This window comes from Nocardia sp. KT25-26, assembly GCF_056627695.1.
The window spans coordinates 4,193,882-4,210,283 of the sequence record NZ_CM152813.1 but is presented as its reverse complement, the minus strand read 5'-3'; the positions used below and the strand labels follow the sequence as shown (position 1 = coordinate 4,210,283).

The following is a 16,402-nucleotide window of genomic DNA, read 5'->3' as shown; positions in this document are numbered from 1 at the left end:
GAGTCACTTACCTTCCAGTTTCTTGTCCGGATCCGCTTCGACCTGGGCGACCAGCGGTGCGTCCACCCGAGTGTCCCCGGTCGCGGTGATCGCCGTCTCGGCTTCGGCCGCGGCCGTGTCGGGCCGGCCCACTTCGGCGTCGGTCTCCGGTTCCCGGCCCGGGGTCCGCAGATTCCACTTCTGGATGACGAAGCTGAACAGCAGGTAGTACACCACCGCGTAGCCCAGCCCGATGGGAATCAGCAGCCACGCGTCGGTGGACTTGCCGAAGTTCAGCAGGTAGTCGATGGCGCCGGCCGAGAACAGGAAGCCGTCGTGGATACCGAGCGCATTCACCAGGGCCATCGAGGTGCCGGTGAGAATCGCGTGCACCACGTACAGCGGCCAGGCCACGAACATGAAGGAGAACTCGAGGGGTTCGGTGATGCCGGTGACGAACGCGGTCAGCCCGGTGGACAGCATGATGCCGCCGACCAGCTTCTTCTGCGAGGGCCGCGCATAGCGGTAGATCGCCAGCGCCGCGGCGGGCAGGGCGAACATCATGATCGGGAAGAAGCCGGTCATGAACGTACCGGCGGTCGGATCGCCGGCGAAGAACCGGTTCAGGTCGCCGCGGACCAGCTGCCCGGAGGCGTCGGTGTAGTCGCCGACCAGGAACCACACGGTGGTGTTGAGGATGTGGTGCAGCCCGGTGGGGATCAACAGCCGGTTGGCGGTGCCGTAGATGCCGCCGCCGAGTACCGAGTTGTTCGCGACGGTCTCGCCGACCCAGGTCAGCCCGGCATTGAACGCCGGGTACAGGAACGCCATCCCGACGCCGACGACCAGCCCGGTCACCGCGGTCAGCATCGGTACCAGGCGGCGGCCGTTGAAGAAGCCGAGCCATTCGGGGAGTTTGGTGCGGTAGAACCGCTGCCACAGGATCGCCGAGAGCAGGCCCATCACGATGCCGGCCAGCACGCCGTAGTCGATCATCGCCTGGTCGCCGGCCGGGTCGGTCTTCCCGGCCAGCACCACCGGTGACATGGCGTCGAAGACGCCGTCGATGACCATGTACCCGACCACGGCGGCCAGTGCGGTGGAACCGTCGGCCTTCTTGGCCCAGCCGATCGCGATGCCGACCGCGAAGATCAGCGGCAGCCAGGTGAACACGGCCTGCCCGGCGGCAGAGATGACGGCTGCGGGCGTCTCGAGTGCGCTGAATCGGCCGAGCAGATCGTCCTGGCCGATCCGGAGCAGGATGCCGGCCGCGGGGAGTACCGCAATCGGCAGCATCAGGCTGCGGCCGAGTCGCTGCAATCCGGCGAACACCGGCGATTCCTTCTTCGGGCTGTCTACCGCTGTCATATCGACCTTCTTCGTGCCGGTGGTCCGGCGCTGCGCCAACGGGTACTATCCGGTCATAACCAGTTGTCAGTTTGACCAGGTGGGAGCCGGATGTCAACCGGCGAATATGGCGCAGGTAACACCGAGCGGCTCGCATACTGGTGCGGTCGAACCCGTGGAAAGGGAGAATCGGATGTCCAAAGCGGAAGCGATCGTCGACGGCCTCGGCGGCGCCGGCAACATCGTCGAGATCGAAGCCTGCATCACCCGGTTGCGCACCGAGGTACAGGACGGCAGCAAGGTCGACGAGGCCGCGCTGAAGGCCGCCGGCGCGCACGGTGTACTCAGGTCCGGCACCGTGGTCCAGGTCGTCGTCGGCCCCGAGGCCGACACCCTGGCCGAGGATATCGAGGACCTGCTGTGAACACGCGGGCGACCGGGCCGGGCGGGGTGATCGCATGAGTGTGCCCGTACTGGCTCCGCTGCCCGGGCGGGTCCTCGACATCGGGCAGACCCCGGACCCGGTGTTCGCCGGTCAGCTCGTGGGTTCCGGCGTCGCCGTGGATCCCGACCGCGACCGCGGCCCGCTCGAGGTGGTCGCGCCGATCGACGGCAAAATCGTCAAGCTCCATCCGCACGCCTTCGTGATCCTCGGCGGCGGTGCCGGCGTCCTGGTACACCTCGGCATCGACACCGTGAGACTGGCCGGGGCCGGATTCGAACTGCTCGCCGCCGAGGGCGATGAGGTGGTCGCCGGGGCGCCGATCGTGCGCTTCGACCCGACCGAGATCGATCTGACCGGCTATTCGGCGATCTGCCCGATCGTGGTGATGGATTCAGCCAAGGACGCGGTGACTTCCGCGGTGGTCGGTACCGATGTGGAAGCCGGTGCGCTGCTGTTCGATTCACCGTGAACCGGGTCCGGTGGTGCCGGCGGGTGGCACCACCGGACAGTCCCGGCGTGGCACCCGGCCGGACGGGGTCGCGCAGTGGGAAGATCACGCGACCACGCGAGGACGGGGACGCGATGACGTCGGACGATTTCGAAGCGACACCCGGCACCGAGCCGCTCGGCGACGACGAACGTGCCGAACTGCAGCGCCTGCGGTCCGCACTCGAGGACCGGCCACGCCGCCGCCGGCGGACCCTGCGCTGGACGACGACGGCGGTCCTGCTGGTCCTGCTGGTGCTGAGCGCGAATGCCGCGGTACTCGCCCGCTATCTGCGCAGCGTCGTGCTGGACACCGATCGCTATGTCGCGGTGGTGGCGCCGCTGCCCGACGACCCCGAGGTGCAGAACGCCCTCGCCGACCGGATCACCCGCGAGATCCTCGACCGTGTGGACGTGCGCGAACTGACGGCCACCGCGCTCGACGATATCGCCGCCGGGCGAGTGCAACGCCCGGCCGCCGAACGGGCCCTGGATTCGCTGCCCGCGCTGGTGGCGTCGCAGTCGGAGACCTTCGTGCACGAGGTGGCCCTGCGCACGGTCCGCAGCGACCGTTTCGCCGACCTGTGGACCGCCGCCAACCGGCAGGCCCACACCCGGGTGGTGAACGTCCTCACCGGCGAAGGCACCGTGCAGGTCGACGCCGACGGCACGGTGAGCGTGCCGCTGCGTGACATCCTCGCCGTGGTCCGGGAACAGCTCGACGACCGCGGCTTCCGGTTCGCCGACCGCATCGGAGATCTCGACGGCGAATTCGTGCTGTTCCAATCACCGGACCTGGTCCGTGCCCAACTGTGGGTGCGCTGGCTGGACGGTCTGGCGGCGGTCCTGCCGTGGTTGTGCGTCGGTCTCGCCGCCGGTGCCGTGCTCGCGGCGCCTCGTGGCCGGTGGTTCACCGCGCTGGGGCTGGTCGGCGTATCCCTGGTGCTGTCGATGCTGCTGCTGGCCGTGTCCCTCCTGGTGGCGGGTGCCCGGGCACCGGCGACGATCCCGTCCGATGCGGTGGCCCCGGACACGGTCCGGGCGGTATTCGACGCCGCGGCGCACCCCTTGCGACTGGCGCTGCGGGCGGTAGCGGTGCTGGGCCTGGTACTGGCGGCGATCGGATTCCTCGGTGGATCGTCGCGCTCGGCACTCGCGGTCCGCGCCGGCATCGGCCGGCTGGCCGAGCGGGCGCGGCACTCCGATCGGCCGGCGACCGCATTCGAACGGTTCGCCGCCCGCAACGTCATCGTGTTGCGCCTGACGGTGTTCGCGGTCGCCGCCCTGGCACTGATCTTCTGGCCCTATCCGACCGGCGCGGTGGTCGCCTGGATCGCCGTGCTGACGGTGGTGGCGTTGTTCGCCGTCGAAGTGATCGCCCGCGCGGCACGCGATTCCGTGCCCGCGGAGTGAGGCGCCGTCGCCGGAGAGAAATACCTCGGGTCGATCGCCGGGCATCGATACCGTGACCAACGGTAGGCTGCCGAGCAAAACGCGATCCGAAAGGCTGCCGGTGACCCGTCTTTCCACACTGCTCGACCAGATCGATTCAGGTGCGGTGCTGCTGCCCGAGTTCCAGCGCGGATATGTGTGGACCCGGGACCAGGTGCGCGGCCTGATGCGGTCGCTGTACCTCGGGTATCCGGTCGGCAGTCTGCTGGTGTGGGAGACCGGGTCCGACGAGGTCGCGGTGCGCGGCAGCGGCGGCACCGCGCCGGGCCTGCGGCAACTGCTGCTGGACGGCCAGCAGCGGGTGACCACCCTGTACGGCATCCTGCGGGGCGCCGAACCCCCCTTCTTCGAAGGTGATTCGTCGGCGTTCTCCGGGCTCTGCTTCGATGTCGAACGCGAGGCATTCGAGTTCTATACGCCCGCCCGGATGGATGGTAATCCGGCCTGGGTCGAGGTCACCGAGCTGTTCGCCCGCGGCCCGATGCATTATCTGGCCCGGTTCACCGATATCGACCAGCAGACCCTGTCCGGCTATCTCGACCGGCTGAACACGGTGCGCGAGATCACCAATCGCGAGTTCAACATCGAGACCATCACCGGGGCGGACCGGACCGTCGACGAAGTGGTCGACATCTTCAACCGGGTCAATTCCGGCGGTACCAAACTCTCCAAGGGCGATCTCGCGCTGGCCACGCTCTGCGCACAATGGCCGGCCGCCCGCGGAAATCTGCGTGACCACCTGCTGCGCTGGGACAAGGCCGGGTATTCGTTCACCCTGGACTGGCTGCTCCGCAATGTCACCGCGGTGGCCACCGGCCGGGCGCCGTTCTCCGCCCTCGGCGACGTTTCGCCGAAGGCCTTCGAACAGGCCCTGGACGAGGCCTCCGGATACGTCGACACCTTCCTCGATGCGGCGTCCGGTCGTCTCGGGCTCGACCACGACCGGGTGCTGATGGGCCGCTATGCCGTTCCGGTGGTGACCCGGCTGCTGCAGCTCGCCGGCGGATCGTTCACCGACCGCGCCCATCTGGACCGGGTGCTCTACTGGTACGTGCATTCCGCACTGTGGGGCCGGTTCAGCGGATCCACCGAGACCTATCTGCAGCAGGACTACGACACCGCGGCGAACGGCGGCGTCGACGCCCTGATCACCGGGCTGGAACGGCTGCGCGGCGGCAATCTGACCATCACCGCCGACGATTTCGGCGGTGCCACCCGCGGTTCCCGCTTCTACCCGCTGCTGTACCTGCTGACCCGGGTGGCCGGTGCCCGCGATTTCGGCACCGGTGTGGAGCTGCGGGCCGAAACCCTCGGTGACCACGGTGCGCTGCACGTCCACCACATCTTCCCGAAACAGCAGCTGCGGGCCGCAGGCTACGACCGCAACGAGATCAATGCCATCGCCAACTTCTGCTTCCTCACCCGCGAAGGCGACCCGGACTTCACCGACCGGGCGCCGAGCGACTACTTCGCCGAGGTGGAACGGCGGCATCCCGGTGCGCTTGCCGCGCAGTGGATTCCGATGGATCCGCAGCTGTGGCGGATCGAACGCTACCGAGACTTTCTCGCCGCCCGCCGGGAACTGCTGTCCGCCGCCGCGAACCGGTTCCTGGGCCGGCTGCGCGACGGCGATGTCGACCAGCCGGTGCTGGCCCCGGTCCGGGTGGAGGTGGTGGCCGTCGAGGACGCCATCGCCGCGGAAGTGGGTGCGCTGGTGGATGCGCTCGTCGCCGAAGGATTCGCCTACCCGCTGCTCGACAGCGAGGTTCCGGACCCGGCGACCGGCCACGAACTCACCGTGGCCGAGGCGTTCTGGCCGGACGGGCTGCAGCAGGGGATGGGCATGCCGGTGGTGCTGAAACTCGACCCCGGCGCCACCGAATTGGCCCGGTTCGGGCAACTCGGCTATGCGGTGTTCACCTCGATCGAGGCGCTGCGCGGCTACGTCGACAAACTGCGCGCCGAGGTGTCCGGCGATCCGTCCGCCGGCCGGGCGGCCCTGCCGCAGGATCCGCGCGCCGTGCCGGTCGAGACGATCGCCGAACTCACCGACCGGCTGCCCGCCACCTGGCTGGGTGACGCCGAACCGCTCTGGTATGGATACGCGTGGACGCTGCTGGAGAACGCGCGCCTGGCCGGCGGCGCCGAACCGGAACCCGAGCGGATCGCATTGCGCTACATCGCCCTGTGGGCGCTCACCCGCACCTTCTTCGCCCACGCCTTCGGCGAGGGGGAAATCGGTGAATGGCGGTACTACCTCGGCGAAGTGGTCGGGCCGCACCCGCGCATCCCCGGCGACTGGCTGCACGCCCAGCTCGACAGTGGCAGCACGGATCCGTCGCCGGAACAGCTGGCGCTCACCCTGGTTCGGCGGGTCACCGAAACCGCCACCGAGGTCGCCGGCGCGCTCGCCGCCCGGCTCGGCGGCGCCGAACTGTTCGCCTCACTGTGGTCGGCGGCCGGTGGCGCCGCCGACCGCGGCTATCCGCTCACCACCGAGCAGATCGGCGAGCTGGTCAGCGAGGTCGTCAGCGATCCGACCCCCGCGAAGATCCAGGCCTACAGCTGGATCGAGGAAGGTATGCCGTTGGCCGGATGACCGGGCACGGTGGTGTCACGGCGCAGTCAGCAGTACCCGGCAGATCGCGCAGTCGCATCTGACGATTCTTGATGATCCCGCACACCTCGACCGCGGTCGCTGCAGTGAGCCCCCGCGCCACAGTGTGGTCGTAGCCGGTCCGCAAGGCGTGCCGGTAACGCAGGGTCTCCCTGGTCGCGGCGTCGGCGTGGGCGTCGTCCTCGACGTGTCGGAACAGTGCGTCGGTGGTGGTGACGATGTTACGGCCCACCAAGCCTACGTCGATCGGGCGCCGCTCCCACTCGAACGGGCGTGGGCGGGCGTCGGCCCAGCCCCGGAACCCGCGGTAGTGGTCCACCGCGGCCCCGGGCGAGGGGCAGGTCAGCCCTGCGGCTCCACCAACTGGATATCGAGTTCGATGGCGATCTTGTCGCTGAGCATCGCGGTGGGCAGCGCGGGTGCGACGTCGAATTCGCTGCGCTTGATGGTGCCGGTGGCGGTGAAGCCGGCGTGCCGCTGTCCGGTCTGCGCGAAGACCTGGATGCCACCCCATTCGACGTCCAGGGTGACCGGCTTGCTGACCGAACCGAGCGTGACCAGGCCGGTGACCTCGAACTCCTCGGTGACCCGCAACGGCTCGGTGGCCTCGAAGCGCAGGGTCGGCCGCTGGTCGACGTTCAGGAGTTCGGCGCTGCGGACGTGCTCGTCGCGCTGGGCATTGCCGGTGTCGAAGGAATCCAGGTACACGGTGGCGCTGACGGCGGCGGCGCCGGACTCGTCGACCACGAAGCCGGTCTCGAACCGGTTGAACCGGCCGCGGACCTTGGAGATCCCCAGGTGGCGGACGGTGAAGTTGACGGCGGAATGTGCCGGGTCCAGGGTCCAGGAGCCGGCGGTCAGGGTGGTCTGTTCGGAAGTCGTCATATGTCCAGGCTCGCGGACCGTGGTCCGGTTAGCCACACCGTTGTTATCCTGGGACTGCTGGGGCGCGGATAACCGGTCCGGAGCCGGACAGGAGGGTGGCGTGTCACGATCGGAGTTGGCCGAGTTTCTCATCGCTCGGCGTGCCCGTGTGCAACCCGGGGATGTCGGACTTCCCGCCGGGCGTCGCCGCCGCACGCCCGGCCTGCGGCGCGAGGAGGTGGCCGCCCTGGCCGGGGTCAGCGCCGACTACCTGGCCCGCCTCGAGCAGGGGCGCGATACCAACCCCTCGGCCTCCGTCCTGCACGCCCTGGCCGAGGCATTGCAGCTCGACGAGGTGGAACGGCATCACCTCGGCACGCTGGCGGTCGCGGCGGAACGCGGCAAGGACTGCCCGTCGTCCGGCCAGGCGCGTGAGAAGGTCTCCGACGCGGTCCAGGCAGTGCTGGACGCCATGGACCCCACTCCGGCTTTCGTCGTCGGCCGCTGGCTCGACATCCTGGCCTGGAACACCGCCTGGCGCGAGTTCGTCGAGCCCCTGGGCATCCTCGACGATACCGGCGCCGGGAACCTGGCCACCTATTTCTTCTCCCAGCCGCAGGCAGTCGAGCACTGGCCGGACTGGCCGGTCGCGGCGGAGATGGTGGTGTCGGCCCTGCGTACCGCCCGCTCGCAATGGCCCGATGATCCCGATATCGACTCCCTGGTACGGGATCTGCACCGCTATCCGGAATTCGCCTGCCGCTGGGACGAACACCGAGTCGCCTTGTCCCGTTCCGGCACCCTCACCCTCGCGCACCCCAGCGCCGGCCGAACCTCTGTCGAGGTGACCACCCTGACCTCGGCGGTCGATCAGACCGTCGAGGTGTGGTTGCTGGATCGCACCCCGCTGGCCGGGGGCGCACTGGTGTCGGCCTCGGGACGGGTCAGTTGACCTGACGTTCGGTGTCCGACCAGTACTGGGCCCGCAAGGCCTTCTTGTCCGGTTTGCCGAGGGGGCTCACCGGGATCCGGTCGGCGAAGTCGATCGACTTCGGTGTGTAGACCGCGCCCTTGCGTTCCTTGACGAGTGCCTGCAGCTCTGCGGGCTCGACGGCGGATCCGTTGCGCAGCACGACAACCGCCTTCACGGCCTCACCCCACTTGTCGTCCGGGACGCCGATCACTGCGGCGGCGCTCACCGCCGGATGGGTGGACAGCACATCCTCGACTTCGCGGGGGAAGACGTTGAAACCGCCGCTGACGATCATGTCCTTCTTGCGGTCGACGATGTAGAGGAATCCCTCGTCGTCCTGACGGGCGATATCGCCGGTGTGCAGCCAGCCGTGTTCGGTGGCGGTCTCGGTCTGTTCCGGCTTGTTCAGGTAGCCCTTCATCACCAGCGGGCCGCGGACGCAGACCTCGCCCGGTTCGCCGCGCGGCACCTCGTTGCCGTCGTCGTCGAGCAGCGCCACATGCAGCCACGGCACCGGGCGGCCGCAGCTGGCCAGGCGTTCCGGGCGGGCCGGGTCGTGGTCGGCCTTGCGCAGCACCGAAATGGTCATCGGGCATTCCGCCTGCCCGTAGAACTGGAAGAAGATCGGGCCGAACTTCTCGATCGCCTCGGCCAGCCGGGTCGGCGAGATCGCCGACGCCCCGTAGAACACCGTCTGCAGGCTGGACAGATCGTATTTGTGCAGGTCGGGGTAGTCGAGCAGGGCGTAGAGCATGGTCGGCACCAGCATCGTTGCGGTGATCCGATACTTCTCGATGGCGGCCAGCACCGCCGCCGGATCGAAGCCCGGCAGGACCACGATGGAACCGCCCTGCAGGCTGGTCGGGTTCCAGAAGGCCCCGCCGGCGTGACTGAGCGGCGTGCAGACCAGGAATCGGGTCTCGCTCGGCCATTCCCATTCGCTCATCTGGATGCGCAGCAGGGTGGCGCTGCCCCGGAAGCTGAGCATCACGCCCTTGGATTTGCCGGTGGTACCGCCGGTGTAGGCCAGGCTGACGGTGTCGTCGGGCGATACCTCCGGCGCGGTGAGCGGGGCGGGGGCGAACCGCTGCGCCACCTCCAGCAGATCGGTTCCGGCTGCGGTCGGCCCGAGCGCGAGCAGATTCCGCAGCCCGGGTATCCGCGCCGCCAGTGCCGCCGCGCGCTGTTCGTACTTGTCCGGGTCGTAGATCAGGGTTTCGATCCCGGCGTCCTCCAGCACGTAGGCGTGATCGTCCTCCGACCCCATCGGATGCAGGGCGGCGAACCGGACTCCCGTCACCGCGTTCGCCCCCTGGGCGATCAGCACCTCGGGCCGGTTCGCGGAAAGGATCGCCACCGGGGAACCCACTCCGAGCCCGAGCGAGGTGTAGGCCTGGGCGAAGCGGCTGATCCGGTCGCGGATCTCGCCGTAGGTGAGGCTCGTTTCGCCGATGTGGACGGCAGTGCGCTCGGCGTAGTAGTCCAGCGACCGGATCAGCTGGTCGACGGGGTACGGCTCCTGATGCAGCCGGTCGACATCGGTGCCGTGCAGTTCAGAGTTCATGGGTGTGCCTTTCGAGCCTGCGTCGGGAGCCACACCTAAGTTAGAACGTGTTCTAGTCCTCGGCAAGGGGTGCCGGAAGGGTTCGGCCGGAGATACCCGTCGATATGCCCGTTGTGGAATCGTGGAAACAGTCGCGAGCACCCAGGGGAGAGGATTTCGGATGAGTACTGCAGCCGTGTTGGCCAAAGGGTCGAAGACCGATCTCGCCGATCAGCGCTATCGGGTCGTCCTCGAAGCCGACGGTCCCGCCGGGGCGGTCGACATCTCCGCCGTGCTGCTCGACACCTCCGGCCGGGTGCGCTCCGACGCGGATTTCGTCTTCTTCAACAATCCTGCCGCCCCCGGAGTCCGGCTGGAATCGGACGCCGCGGTATCCATCTCGTTGGCGGACGTCCCCGCCGATATCGACCGGGTGCTCGTCGCCGGGAGCACCGAGGCGCAGGGGGTGTCGTTCGGCGCCGTCACCGGGCTGCGGGTCGTGGTGGCGGGTGACACCGAACAGCACACCTTCACCCCGCCCGGCCTGGACTCCGAAACCGTGCTGCAGGCCGTGGCGCTGTACCGGCGCAACGGGCGGTGGCGGCTCGACGCGATCGGGCAGGGATACAGTGCCGGGCTGGCGGCGTTTGCCACCGACCACGGGATCGACGTCGACGAGGAACCGGACACGGAACCGGCGGCCGATGCCGACAAGACCGCAGAAGCGATGGCTGCCGGGGTATGCGGCGCCTGCGCCCCACCGCCGGAGGGCCCGGGACCGTCCGCCGCCGGTGCGGTCGACCTGCGCAAGGTCGATGTGGTCCTCACCAAGGACACACCCGACAAGACCGCCCGCATCGATCTGCGCAAAGGCGATCCGGGTTATGTCCTCACCGTCGGCCTCGAATGGGACGGCCGCGGCGCCGAATACGATGCCTCGGGCCGCGTCACCCGCTTCGGCACCGGCGATCTGGACGTCTATTTCTTCTGCCGCAACGAGGAGACCGGCGACTACGTCGTCCTCAGCGGTGAGCCGGGTCGGCAGGGCGATCTGAACACCTGGCCCTACATCCACCATCAGGGCGACAGCCGCGGTCCCGGCGCCGGGAACAGCCCCGCCACCGAACAGGTCGTCGTCCGGCCCACCGAGAACGGCGACCTGCTCCTGAACGTCTACCAATCCGTCGACAACGGCGTCGGCGCCATCGACAAATTCGGCCGCCCCCGCGTCCGCGTCCGCTACGGCCGCCCCGGCCCCGACGGCATGCCGGGCCCCGACGCCGACCAGATCACCGTCCGCATCGGCAACGGCAAGAACTCCTTCTGGGCCACCGTCGCCCATATCGACGTCCGCGACGGCATCCTCACCGTCGACGGCACCACCCGCTACAGCCGCATCTTCAGTGAACGCATGCCCGGCCTGGACACCGCCGGTGCCTGGGTGCGGTCACCGAAGAGTGGCCCGACCGGGCGTAGCAAGAAGGCGCACGGGGAAGGGCTCTCGCACTACTCGGGGCGATGTGTCGAGGGGAAGGCGTAGCTACCGGTGGCGTCGTCCACCGGGCTCGATACATAGTCATGGCTACGGTCTGCTGCTATTGTTCGTGCCGGGGCCAACCTGATCCGATCGGTTGCTCCCACGGCTCGGAAGGGTGGGGATGAGAAAGAGTTCCGGTGACTCCGGAGATCGGGTGTCGGTCGACACCGAAGAATTGCGAACTCATGGGGCGACGGTCGATGCGCTGCGCGCGGATACCGCTTATGGCTTGGCTGCGGCGACACACATCACCAGCCTCGACGATGCGTACGGGGTCTTCTGCCAGCCGTTTGCCGCCACTCTCGATGAGGTGCACACCAGTGCGGTGAACGTGCTGACCGAGCTCAGGGATTCGCTAGCCGAAGTATCCGGGAACCTCGTCACCTGCGCAGATGTGTATGAAGGCAAGGACGACGACTGGGCGCGGAAGCTGGACAGCACCACACGCGACGTGGACGGCGCGCAGTAGCCCGGCGTCGAAGGAGGGATGACCCATGGGATTCGACGATCCGAGCACCGAAAACACGCTGGTCGACACCGGCACCGATCACCGCAACGCGTACCAGAACGGCACCGACGATTGGTTCATCACCAACACCGGAAACCCATCGGCCGACGGCTTGGGGTTCATGACCGGCATCACGGCATTCGAAGCCGGATGGGAGATGGGAGAAGGGCTTGCCAAGGGGGACATGAACCTGGTCATCCTCGGGGCGATTGCGGGTTCGCTCGACGTCGCCTCGGCGATGAGCGACCCACTCTCCTACGTCAGTGGCCAGATTGCCTCGTGGATGCTCGAGCATGTCGAGCCCGCCCGGCAAGCGCTCGAATCGGTGACCGGAAATCCGGCCATGGTGAAGGCCTATGCCGCATCCTGGGAGAACATTCAGACCCAAATGCTCGGGGTGCGTGACGATCTCGCCAAAGCCGTCCAGAACGAGATCACCGGCTGGGAAGGTGCGGCAGCGACTGCGTACCGAGCAAAGGCCGACACACTCATCGGCCAGGCGGACGCTGCGGCAGGCGCGGCGTACGGTGCGGCGGTCGCCACCGAGAAGATGGCCGAGGTAGTGAATGGCGTGCGAACCGCTGTCCGCGATCTGCTGTCGGCGCTGGCCGGCGCCATGATCGCTTGGACCTTCGAATTGGCTTGCACTGTCGGCGCTGCGACCCCGCTCGTGATGACTCAGGCGACCATCAAGATCGCCGACGTGGTTAACCGGGTAAGCAAACTGATGAAGGATCTTTTCGCAGTCGTGAAGGACCTCAAGACCTGGGCGGTCGTTTTCAAGGACCTCATCGACGGGTTCTATCGTGCGGAACCGGCGACGGAGTACCCCTGACCTGATGCCGAAGCTACTTTCTGCGCGGTGATGTCCTACCGTGCCGGGTGCGAGCGGGCGCCCTCCCAGGTGCGTCCGGAACGTCGAGGTCGGTGGGCCCGAGTGTCTTGTGCAGTAGGCCTGCGAGAGTATCGAGCTCCCCGGTGGTGAGCCGATCCGCGAATCGGTGGCCGATCCCGGCGAGATAGCTGGGCACGGCTTCTCGAAGCTGCCGCCGCCCCTCGTCGGTGATGGCGACGAAAGCCGACCGGCCGTCGTCCGGGTTGGCCTGCCGGGTGACCAGGCCGGCCGCCGCCATATCGGTGACCAGCCGGCTCACCCGGGTGCGGCTGAGGACGACGCGGTCGCCGAGGTCGGACATGCGCAGTGGGTCGACGCCGTCGAGTTCGAGCAGCACGTCGTACCAGGCCAGGGGGAGTCCGGTGGTGCGGCGCAGGTCGTTGTCCAGTTGCGGTACCAGGGTGGCGTGCGTGCGGATGAGGGCCGCCCAGGCGCTGCTCGCGGCCCGCCGCCGATGGTTCTCCTCGGTCACATCTGCCGATCCTACTGGTTGTGTGCGCGTGCACACATATAATAGCGTGCGCACGCACATAAAAGTGTGCCCGAGGAAGGGAAAGCAATGACCGAGCTCATCACTCGCCAGGAACTGTCCGCCGCACTGGATGCAGGGGAGGTGACCGTACTGGATACGCTGGGGCCGGAGTACTTCGCGAAGCAGCATCTGCCCGGCGCAATGAACCTGGTCGCCGAGGACGTTCCGGTTCGCGCGGCGGAACTGCTGCCGGACAAGGCAGCCGCGATCGTCACCTACTGTGCCAACGCCGCCTGCGGGAACAGTGAACAGGTCGCCACCGCACTGACCGCACTGGGCTACGTCAACGTGCGGAAGTACCGCGAAGGGATTGCCGACTGGGCGGCGGCCGGGCTGCCGATCGAATCCGGGCAGCCTGCTGTCTGAGATTTCGACGACGCGGGCCCCGTCGGGGGCTGTCCGGCGGGGCCCGCGTGCTGTCGACGGCTCAGCTGTTCTCGCAGCCGTATCCGTCGCCGTCGTTGTCCAAGCCGTACTCGTCCGGGCCGATCACCCGCACGGGACCGGTGTAGACCGGTCCGTTTCCGCTGCCGCCTTCGCAGTCCACATCGCTGACGATCGGCAGGCACGGGTCGTAGGACGGGTGGCACCCCGCCTGCGGGGCCGGTTCCGGCTCAGGTGCGGGCGCCGGTGCCGGGGCGGGCTCGGGCGCCGGGGCAGGTGCCGGTGCAGGTGCGGGCGCCGGGGCGCAGAACTGGCTGGACCCGCTCTGGCACAGCATGTCGTTCACCGGGTCGGCACCGGCCTGAGCAGGGAGGAGGAATGCCGCCGCGGCGACAGCACCGGCTGCTGCCCCGAGAAGGCCTGGGATACGCACGTTCTTGCTCCAATCTTCGGATATTGCGGGTCCCAGTATCGGTGAGAAGTCCCGGAATTCGGCATCGACGGCGCATCTGTAGGGGTACCGCAGAGTAGCGGTCGGGTTTGGGACGTGCCGGAACGCATGGGCGGCTATTCGGACCGGACTCCATCGCACAGGCGGGCAAGAATCTCGGCGGCCGATTCGACCCGGGTGACCAGGCCGACCCCCTGCCCGGCGTCTACCGGGGACGGAACAGGGCCCTCGGCCCCTGGGATCGCCGGCGACTGCCCGGGCTCCTCGGACAGCACCCGAGCCGGGTACTGCGCGGGCCAAGGCAAGCTCATGGCCTCGTCGAACGCCGTCGTGACGATGGTGTCCGTCCCGTCCGCGCCCAGCATTGCCTGCCGGGCTTCCTCGCTGAGCAGCGATTCGGTTGCCGCGGCCAGGCAGGTGCCCAACCAGGCGCCTGAGGCGCCTGCCGCCAGCACCGCCGCCATGGTGCGCGGCGAACCGATCCCGCCCGCCGCCAGCACCGGCACCGTCGCACAGTCCAGCACGGCGTCGAGCAGCGGCAGCGTCGACATCCGGTCGGCGCCGTGGCCACCACCTTCCCGGCCGCGCGCGACGAGCACGTCGATTCCCGTGTCCTGGGCGCGCCGGGCCCCGTCCGCGTCGTACACCTGAGTGGTGGTGAGGATGCCCGCGTCGTGCGCCCGCGACACCCAACGCGGATCATCCCCGAAACTCACCGACAGCAGCAGCGGCCGGGCTTCGAGGGCGAGCTCGAACAGGTCCGGCCGGCGCCGGACCACCCAGTCGACCAGGCCGATCCCGAAGCGACCGGGGATCCTGCGCACATGTTCCAGCTCTCGCTGCAGGGCCTCGGCCGAGCCCGCACTCCCCATCCCGATCATGCCGAGTCCGCCCGCCGCGGTCACCGCCGCCGCGAGCCGGCCACCGGCGGCACCGCCCATCGGCGCGTTCACGACGGGCAGCCGCAGGCCCATCGCCCGAGACCATTCGGTCGACAACTGCGTCGGCATCGGCGGACCTCCGTGTTCTCGAAATCGGCGCGATCACATTGTGGCGCGTTGCGCCCGGGACAGCGAAAACGACCGGGCCGGGCATCGGGACAGGATTGCGCCCTGTGCCATGACGGCGTGCGAGCCGACTCGGCGGCCGGTATGCAATACCGATCGCCAGGAAACCGCAGCTCATTACCGCTGGGTCGGTCGGAATCGGCAGGCGAAACCTGATCGCCGAGTACTTCCCGCGCGCGCTCCCTGCCCGTAATGTGATGTTCCAGCCGAAGAGGAACGGGGATCCCATGACTGTTTCGGAACGATTGACACAGCTCGTGCAGGTAGCGGACCCGGCACTCGTCTACAGCGAGCCGGAGGTGATGCCCGACGGCTCCGCAGTCATCTGTGTCACCAGCGTCGGCCGCACCGGTAACAGTTTCCGCTCGGTGGGTGTTTTCGTCATCAAGGACGGCCAGGCCAGCTGGACCCCCGCCGTCGACAGCACCCGCGTCGCCCTGATGGGCCAGACCATCGGCCTGGTCGCCGCGACCCTCGCCACGCTGACCCTGCTGCGCCGGCCACCGTGGCCGGATCTCTCGGCGAAGGTGATGATGCGGGCGGGGAAGTCCAAGTCAGGGCGTTCAAAAGCGTAGGGGACCGGCCCCGGGTTGCGCTATTCGCACACTATCGTGCCGTCGGTGTGCGAATCTGCGCATTCTGCTCCGATAGTGTGCGAGTAGCGCAGTCCAGGAGCCGACGGCACTGCGTACCGCGGCGCGACCCGAAGCGAGGGAAACCCGTCGTCGGTCGGGGTGTGTCCGAGTGAACATCGGCAGTGACCACTGGGTGCGGACCGGACCGGCAGGTCCGGGATGCGATGCGAGGGAAACCCTGGGCTGCGCAGCACATCCCGGTGAAGTCTGCGGGTCAGACCAGAGCCTCGGTCTCGGCCGGTGTGGGTGCGGCCGGGCAGAACATCACGCACCCGGCCGGGTGCGGATCGGGTGCCGGGGCGGTCGGGTACGCTCGCTCCGGCGCGAACAGATCTGTGTCGTACGAACCGACGTCCAGGACCTCGAATCCGACGATGACCATGATGGCCAGAACCACCATGAACAGGATTCCGAGGGCGCCGTGACCGAACGATCGCTGGTTGATCGGTAGAATGAACATCGTTGTCACCTCTCGTGCCGGTCGGCGTGGATCTTGCCGACACCACCAGCATGAACCGCCATCGTCGGCGAAACATCCCTGTGTTCAGACGGATTGATTCGTCGGGTTCTCCCCACGTGAAACCGGCAGCTACCTCGGCAGATGCCCGAGCTTCGGAAAATTCCACCACAAGCTTCCGGACCGTTTCTCGTCGATCCCCGCCCGCCGGTGCCGGCGCTCGCTACTCT

At 68.3% G+C, this 16,402-nt stretch carries 17 protein-coding genes; 10 read left to right on the top strand and 7 right to left on the bottom strand.

Annotated elements, in window-relative coordinates; all coding sequences use genetic code 11:
• Positions 1–3 precede the first annotated feature (3 nt).
• Positions 4–1,347, bottom strand: a complete 1,344-nt coding sequence (locus AC1HFH_RS19185) for a PTS transporter subunit EIIC (protein WP_480244171.1) — start codon at positions 1,345–1,347, stop codon at positions 4–6.
• A gap of 172 nt (positions 1,348–1,519) precedes the next feature.
• On the opposite strand from AC1HFH_RS19185, the gene AC1HFH_RS19180 reads away from it, so the two are divergent.
• The 4 genes from AC1HFH_RS19180 to AC1HFH_RS19165 all read left to right on the top strand — a co-directional run bounded on the left by AC1HFH_RS19180 (position 1,520) and on the right by AC1HFH_RS19165 (position 6,308).
• Complete coding sequence (locus AC1HFH_RS19180) at positions 1,520–1,750, top strand: PTS sugar transporter subunit IIB (protein WP_480244170.1); 231 nt, start codon at positions 1,520–1,522, stop codon at positions 1,748–1,750.
• 34 nt (positions 1,751–1,784) lie between these two features.
• Positions 1,785–2,240 (top strand): PTS sugar transporter subunit IIA, encoded by a 456-nt coding sequence (locus tag AC1HFH_RS19175; RefSeq protein ID WP_480244169.1) that lies wholly within the window; start codon positions 1,785–1,787, stop codon positions 2,238–2,240.
• A 113-nt stretch (positions 2,241–2,353) separates the two neighbouring features.
• Positions 2,354–3,670, top strand: coding sequence for a hypothetical protein (locus AC1HFH_RS19170; protein WP_480244168.1), 1,317 nt, complete (start codon positions 2,354–2,356; stop codon positions 3,668–3,670).
• 100 nt (positions 3,671–3,770) lie between these two features.
• A complete protein-coding gene (locus AC1HFH_RS19165; RefSeq protein WP_480244167.1) occupies positions 3,771–6,308 on the top strand; it encodes a GmrSD restriction endonuclease domain-containing protein in 2,538 nt (845 codons plus the stop codon).
• Between the two features lie 360 nt (positions 6,309–6,668).
• On the opposite strand, the gene AC1HFH_RS19160 is transcribed toward AC1HFH_RS19165, so the two are convergent.
• Positions 6,669–7,211, bottom strand: a complete 543-nt coding sequence (locus tag AC1HFH_RS19160) for a YceI family protein (RefSeq protein ID WP_480244166.1) — start codon at positions 7,209–7,211, stop codon at positions 6,669–6,671.
• A 100-nt stretch (positions 7,212–7,311) separates the two neighbouring features.
• Here AC1HFH_RS19160 and AC1HFH_RS19155 point away from each other — a divergent pair, with 100 nt between their 5' ends.
• The gene (locus tag AC1HFH_RS19155; protein WP_480244165.1) at positions 7,312–8,142 is read left to right on the top strand and encodes a helix-turn-helix transcriptional regulator; all 831 of its coding nucleotides are present in this window, start codon (positions 7,312–7,314) and stop codon (positions 8,140–8,142) included.
• On the opposite strand, the gene AC1HFH_RS19150 is transcribed toward AC1HFH_RS19155, so the two are convergent.
• Positions 8,135–9,727 (bottom strand): AMP-binding protein, encoded by a 1,593-nt coding sequence (locus tag AC1HFH_RS19150; RefSeq protein WP_480244164.1) that lies wholly within the window; start codon positions 9,725–9,727, stop codon positions 8,135–8,137. The genes AC1HFH_RS19155 and AC1HFH_RS19150 overlap by 8 nt on opposite strands.
• A 160-nt stretch (positions 9,728–9,887) precedes the next feature.
• On the opposite strand from AC1HFH_RS19150, the gene AC1HFH_RS19145 reads away from it, so the two are divergent.
• The 3 genes from AC1HFH_RS19145 to AC1HFH_RS19135 all read left to right on the top strand — a co-directional run bounded on the left by AC1HFH_RS19145 (position 9,888) and on the right by AC1HFH_RS19135 (position 12,586).
• The gene (locus AC1HFH_RS19145) at positions 9,888–11,246 is read left to right on the top strand and encodes a TerD family protein (RefSeq protein WP_480244163.1); all 1,359 of its coding nucleotides are present in this window, start codon (positions 9,888–9,890) and stop codon (positions 11,244–11,246) included.
• A 151-nt stretch (positions 11,247–11,397) separates the two neighbouring features.
• Positions 11,398–11,712, top strand: a complete 315-nt coding sequence (locus AC1HFH_RS19140; RefSeq protein ID WP_480244162.1) for a type VII secretion target — start codon at positions 11,398–11,400, stop codon at positions 11,710–11,712.
• A gap of 25 nt (positions 11,713–11,737) precedes the next feature.
• Complete coding sequence (locus tag AC1HFH_RS19135; protein ID WP_480244161.1) at positions 11,738–12,586, top strand: hypothetical protein; 849 nt, start codon at positions 11,738–11,740, stop codon at positions 12,584–12,586.
• Positions 12,587–12,599: 13 nt separating this feature from the next.
• Here the strand turns inward: AC1HFH_RS19135 and AC1HFH_RS19130 are convergent, their stop codons facing one another.
• On the bottom strand, positions 12,600–13,118 hold the full coding sequence (locus AC1HFH_RS19130; protein ID WP_480244160.1) for a MarR family winged helix-turn-helix transcriptional regulator: 519 nt from the start codon (positions 13,116–13,118) through the stop codon (positions 12,600–12,602).
• A gap of 87 nt (positions 13,119–13,205) precedes the next feature.
• On the opposite strand from AC1HFH_RS19130, the gene AC1HFH_RS19125 reads away from it, so the two are divergent.
• Positions 13,206–13,544, top strand: a complete 339-nt coding sequence (locus AC1HFH_RS19125; RefSeq protein ID WP_480244159.1) for a rhodanese-like domain-containing protein — start codon at positions 13,206–13,208, stop codon at positions 13,542–13,544.
• A gap of 61 nt (positions 13,545–13,605) precedes the next feature.
• Here AC1HFH_RS19125 and AC1HFH_RS19120 read toward each other — a convergent pair whose 3' ends face one another.
• Together AC1HFH_RS19120 and AC1HFH_RS19115 are read right to left on the bottom strand one after the other, a co-directional pair.
• On the bottom strand, positions 13,606–13,995 hold the full coding sequence (locus AC1HFH_RS19120; protein ID WP_480244158.1) for a hypothetical protein: 390 nt from the start codon (positions 13,993–13,995) through the stop codon (positions 13,606–13,608).
• 134 nt (positions 13,996–14,129) lie between these two features.
• Positions 14,130–15,023, bottom strand: coding sequence for an NAD(P)H-dependent flavin oxidoreductase (locus AC1HFH_RS19115; protein ID WP_480244157.1), 894 nt, complete (start codon positions 15,021–15,023; stop codon positions 14,130–14,132).
• 284 nt (positions 15,024–15,307) lie between these two features.
• On the opposite strand from AC1HFH_RS19115, the gene AC1HFH_RS19110 reads away from it, so the two are divergent.
• Complete coding sequence (locus tag AC1HFH_RS19110) at positions 15,308–15,655, top strand: hypothetical protein (RefSeq protein ID WP_480244156.1); 348 nt, start codon at positions 15,308–15,310, stop codon at positions 15,653–15,655.
• Between the two features lie 274 nt (positions 15,656–15,929).
• Here the strand turns inward: AC1HFH_RS19110 and AC1HFH_RS19105 are convergent, their stop codons facing one another.
• Positions 15,930–16,175 carry a hypothetical protein gene (locus AC1HFH_RS19105; protein WP_480244155.1) on the bottom strand — a complete coding sequence of 82 codons (246 nt, stop codon included), beginning with the start codon at positions 16,173–16,175 and terminating at the stop codon, positions 15,930–15,932.
• Between the last annotated feature and the right edge of the window lie 227 nt (positions 16,176–16,402).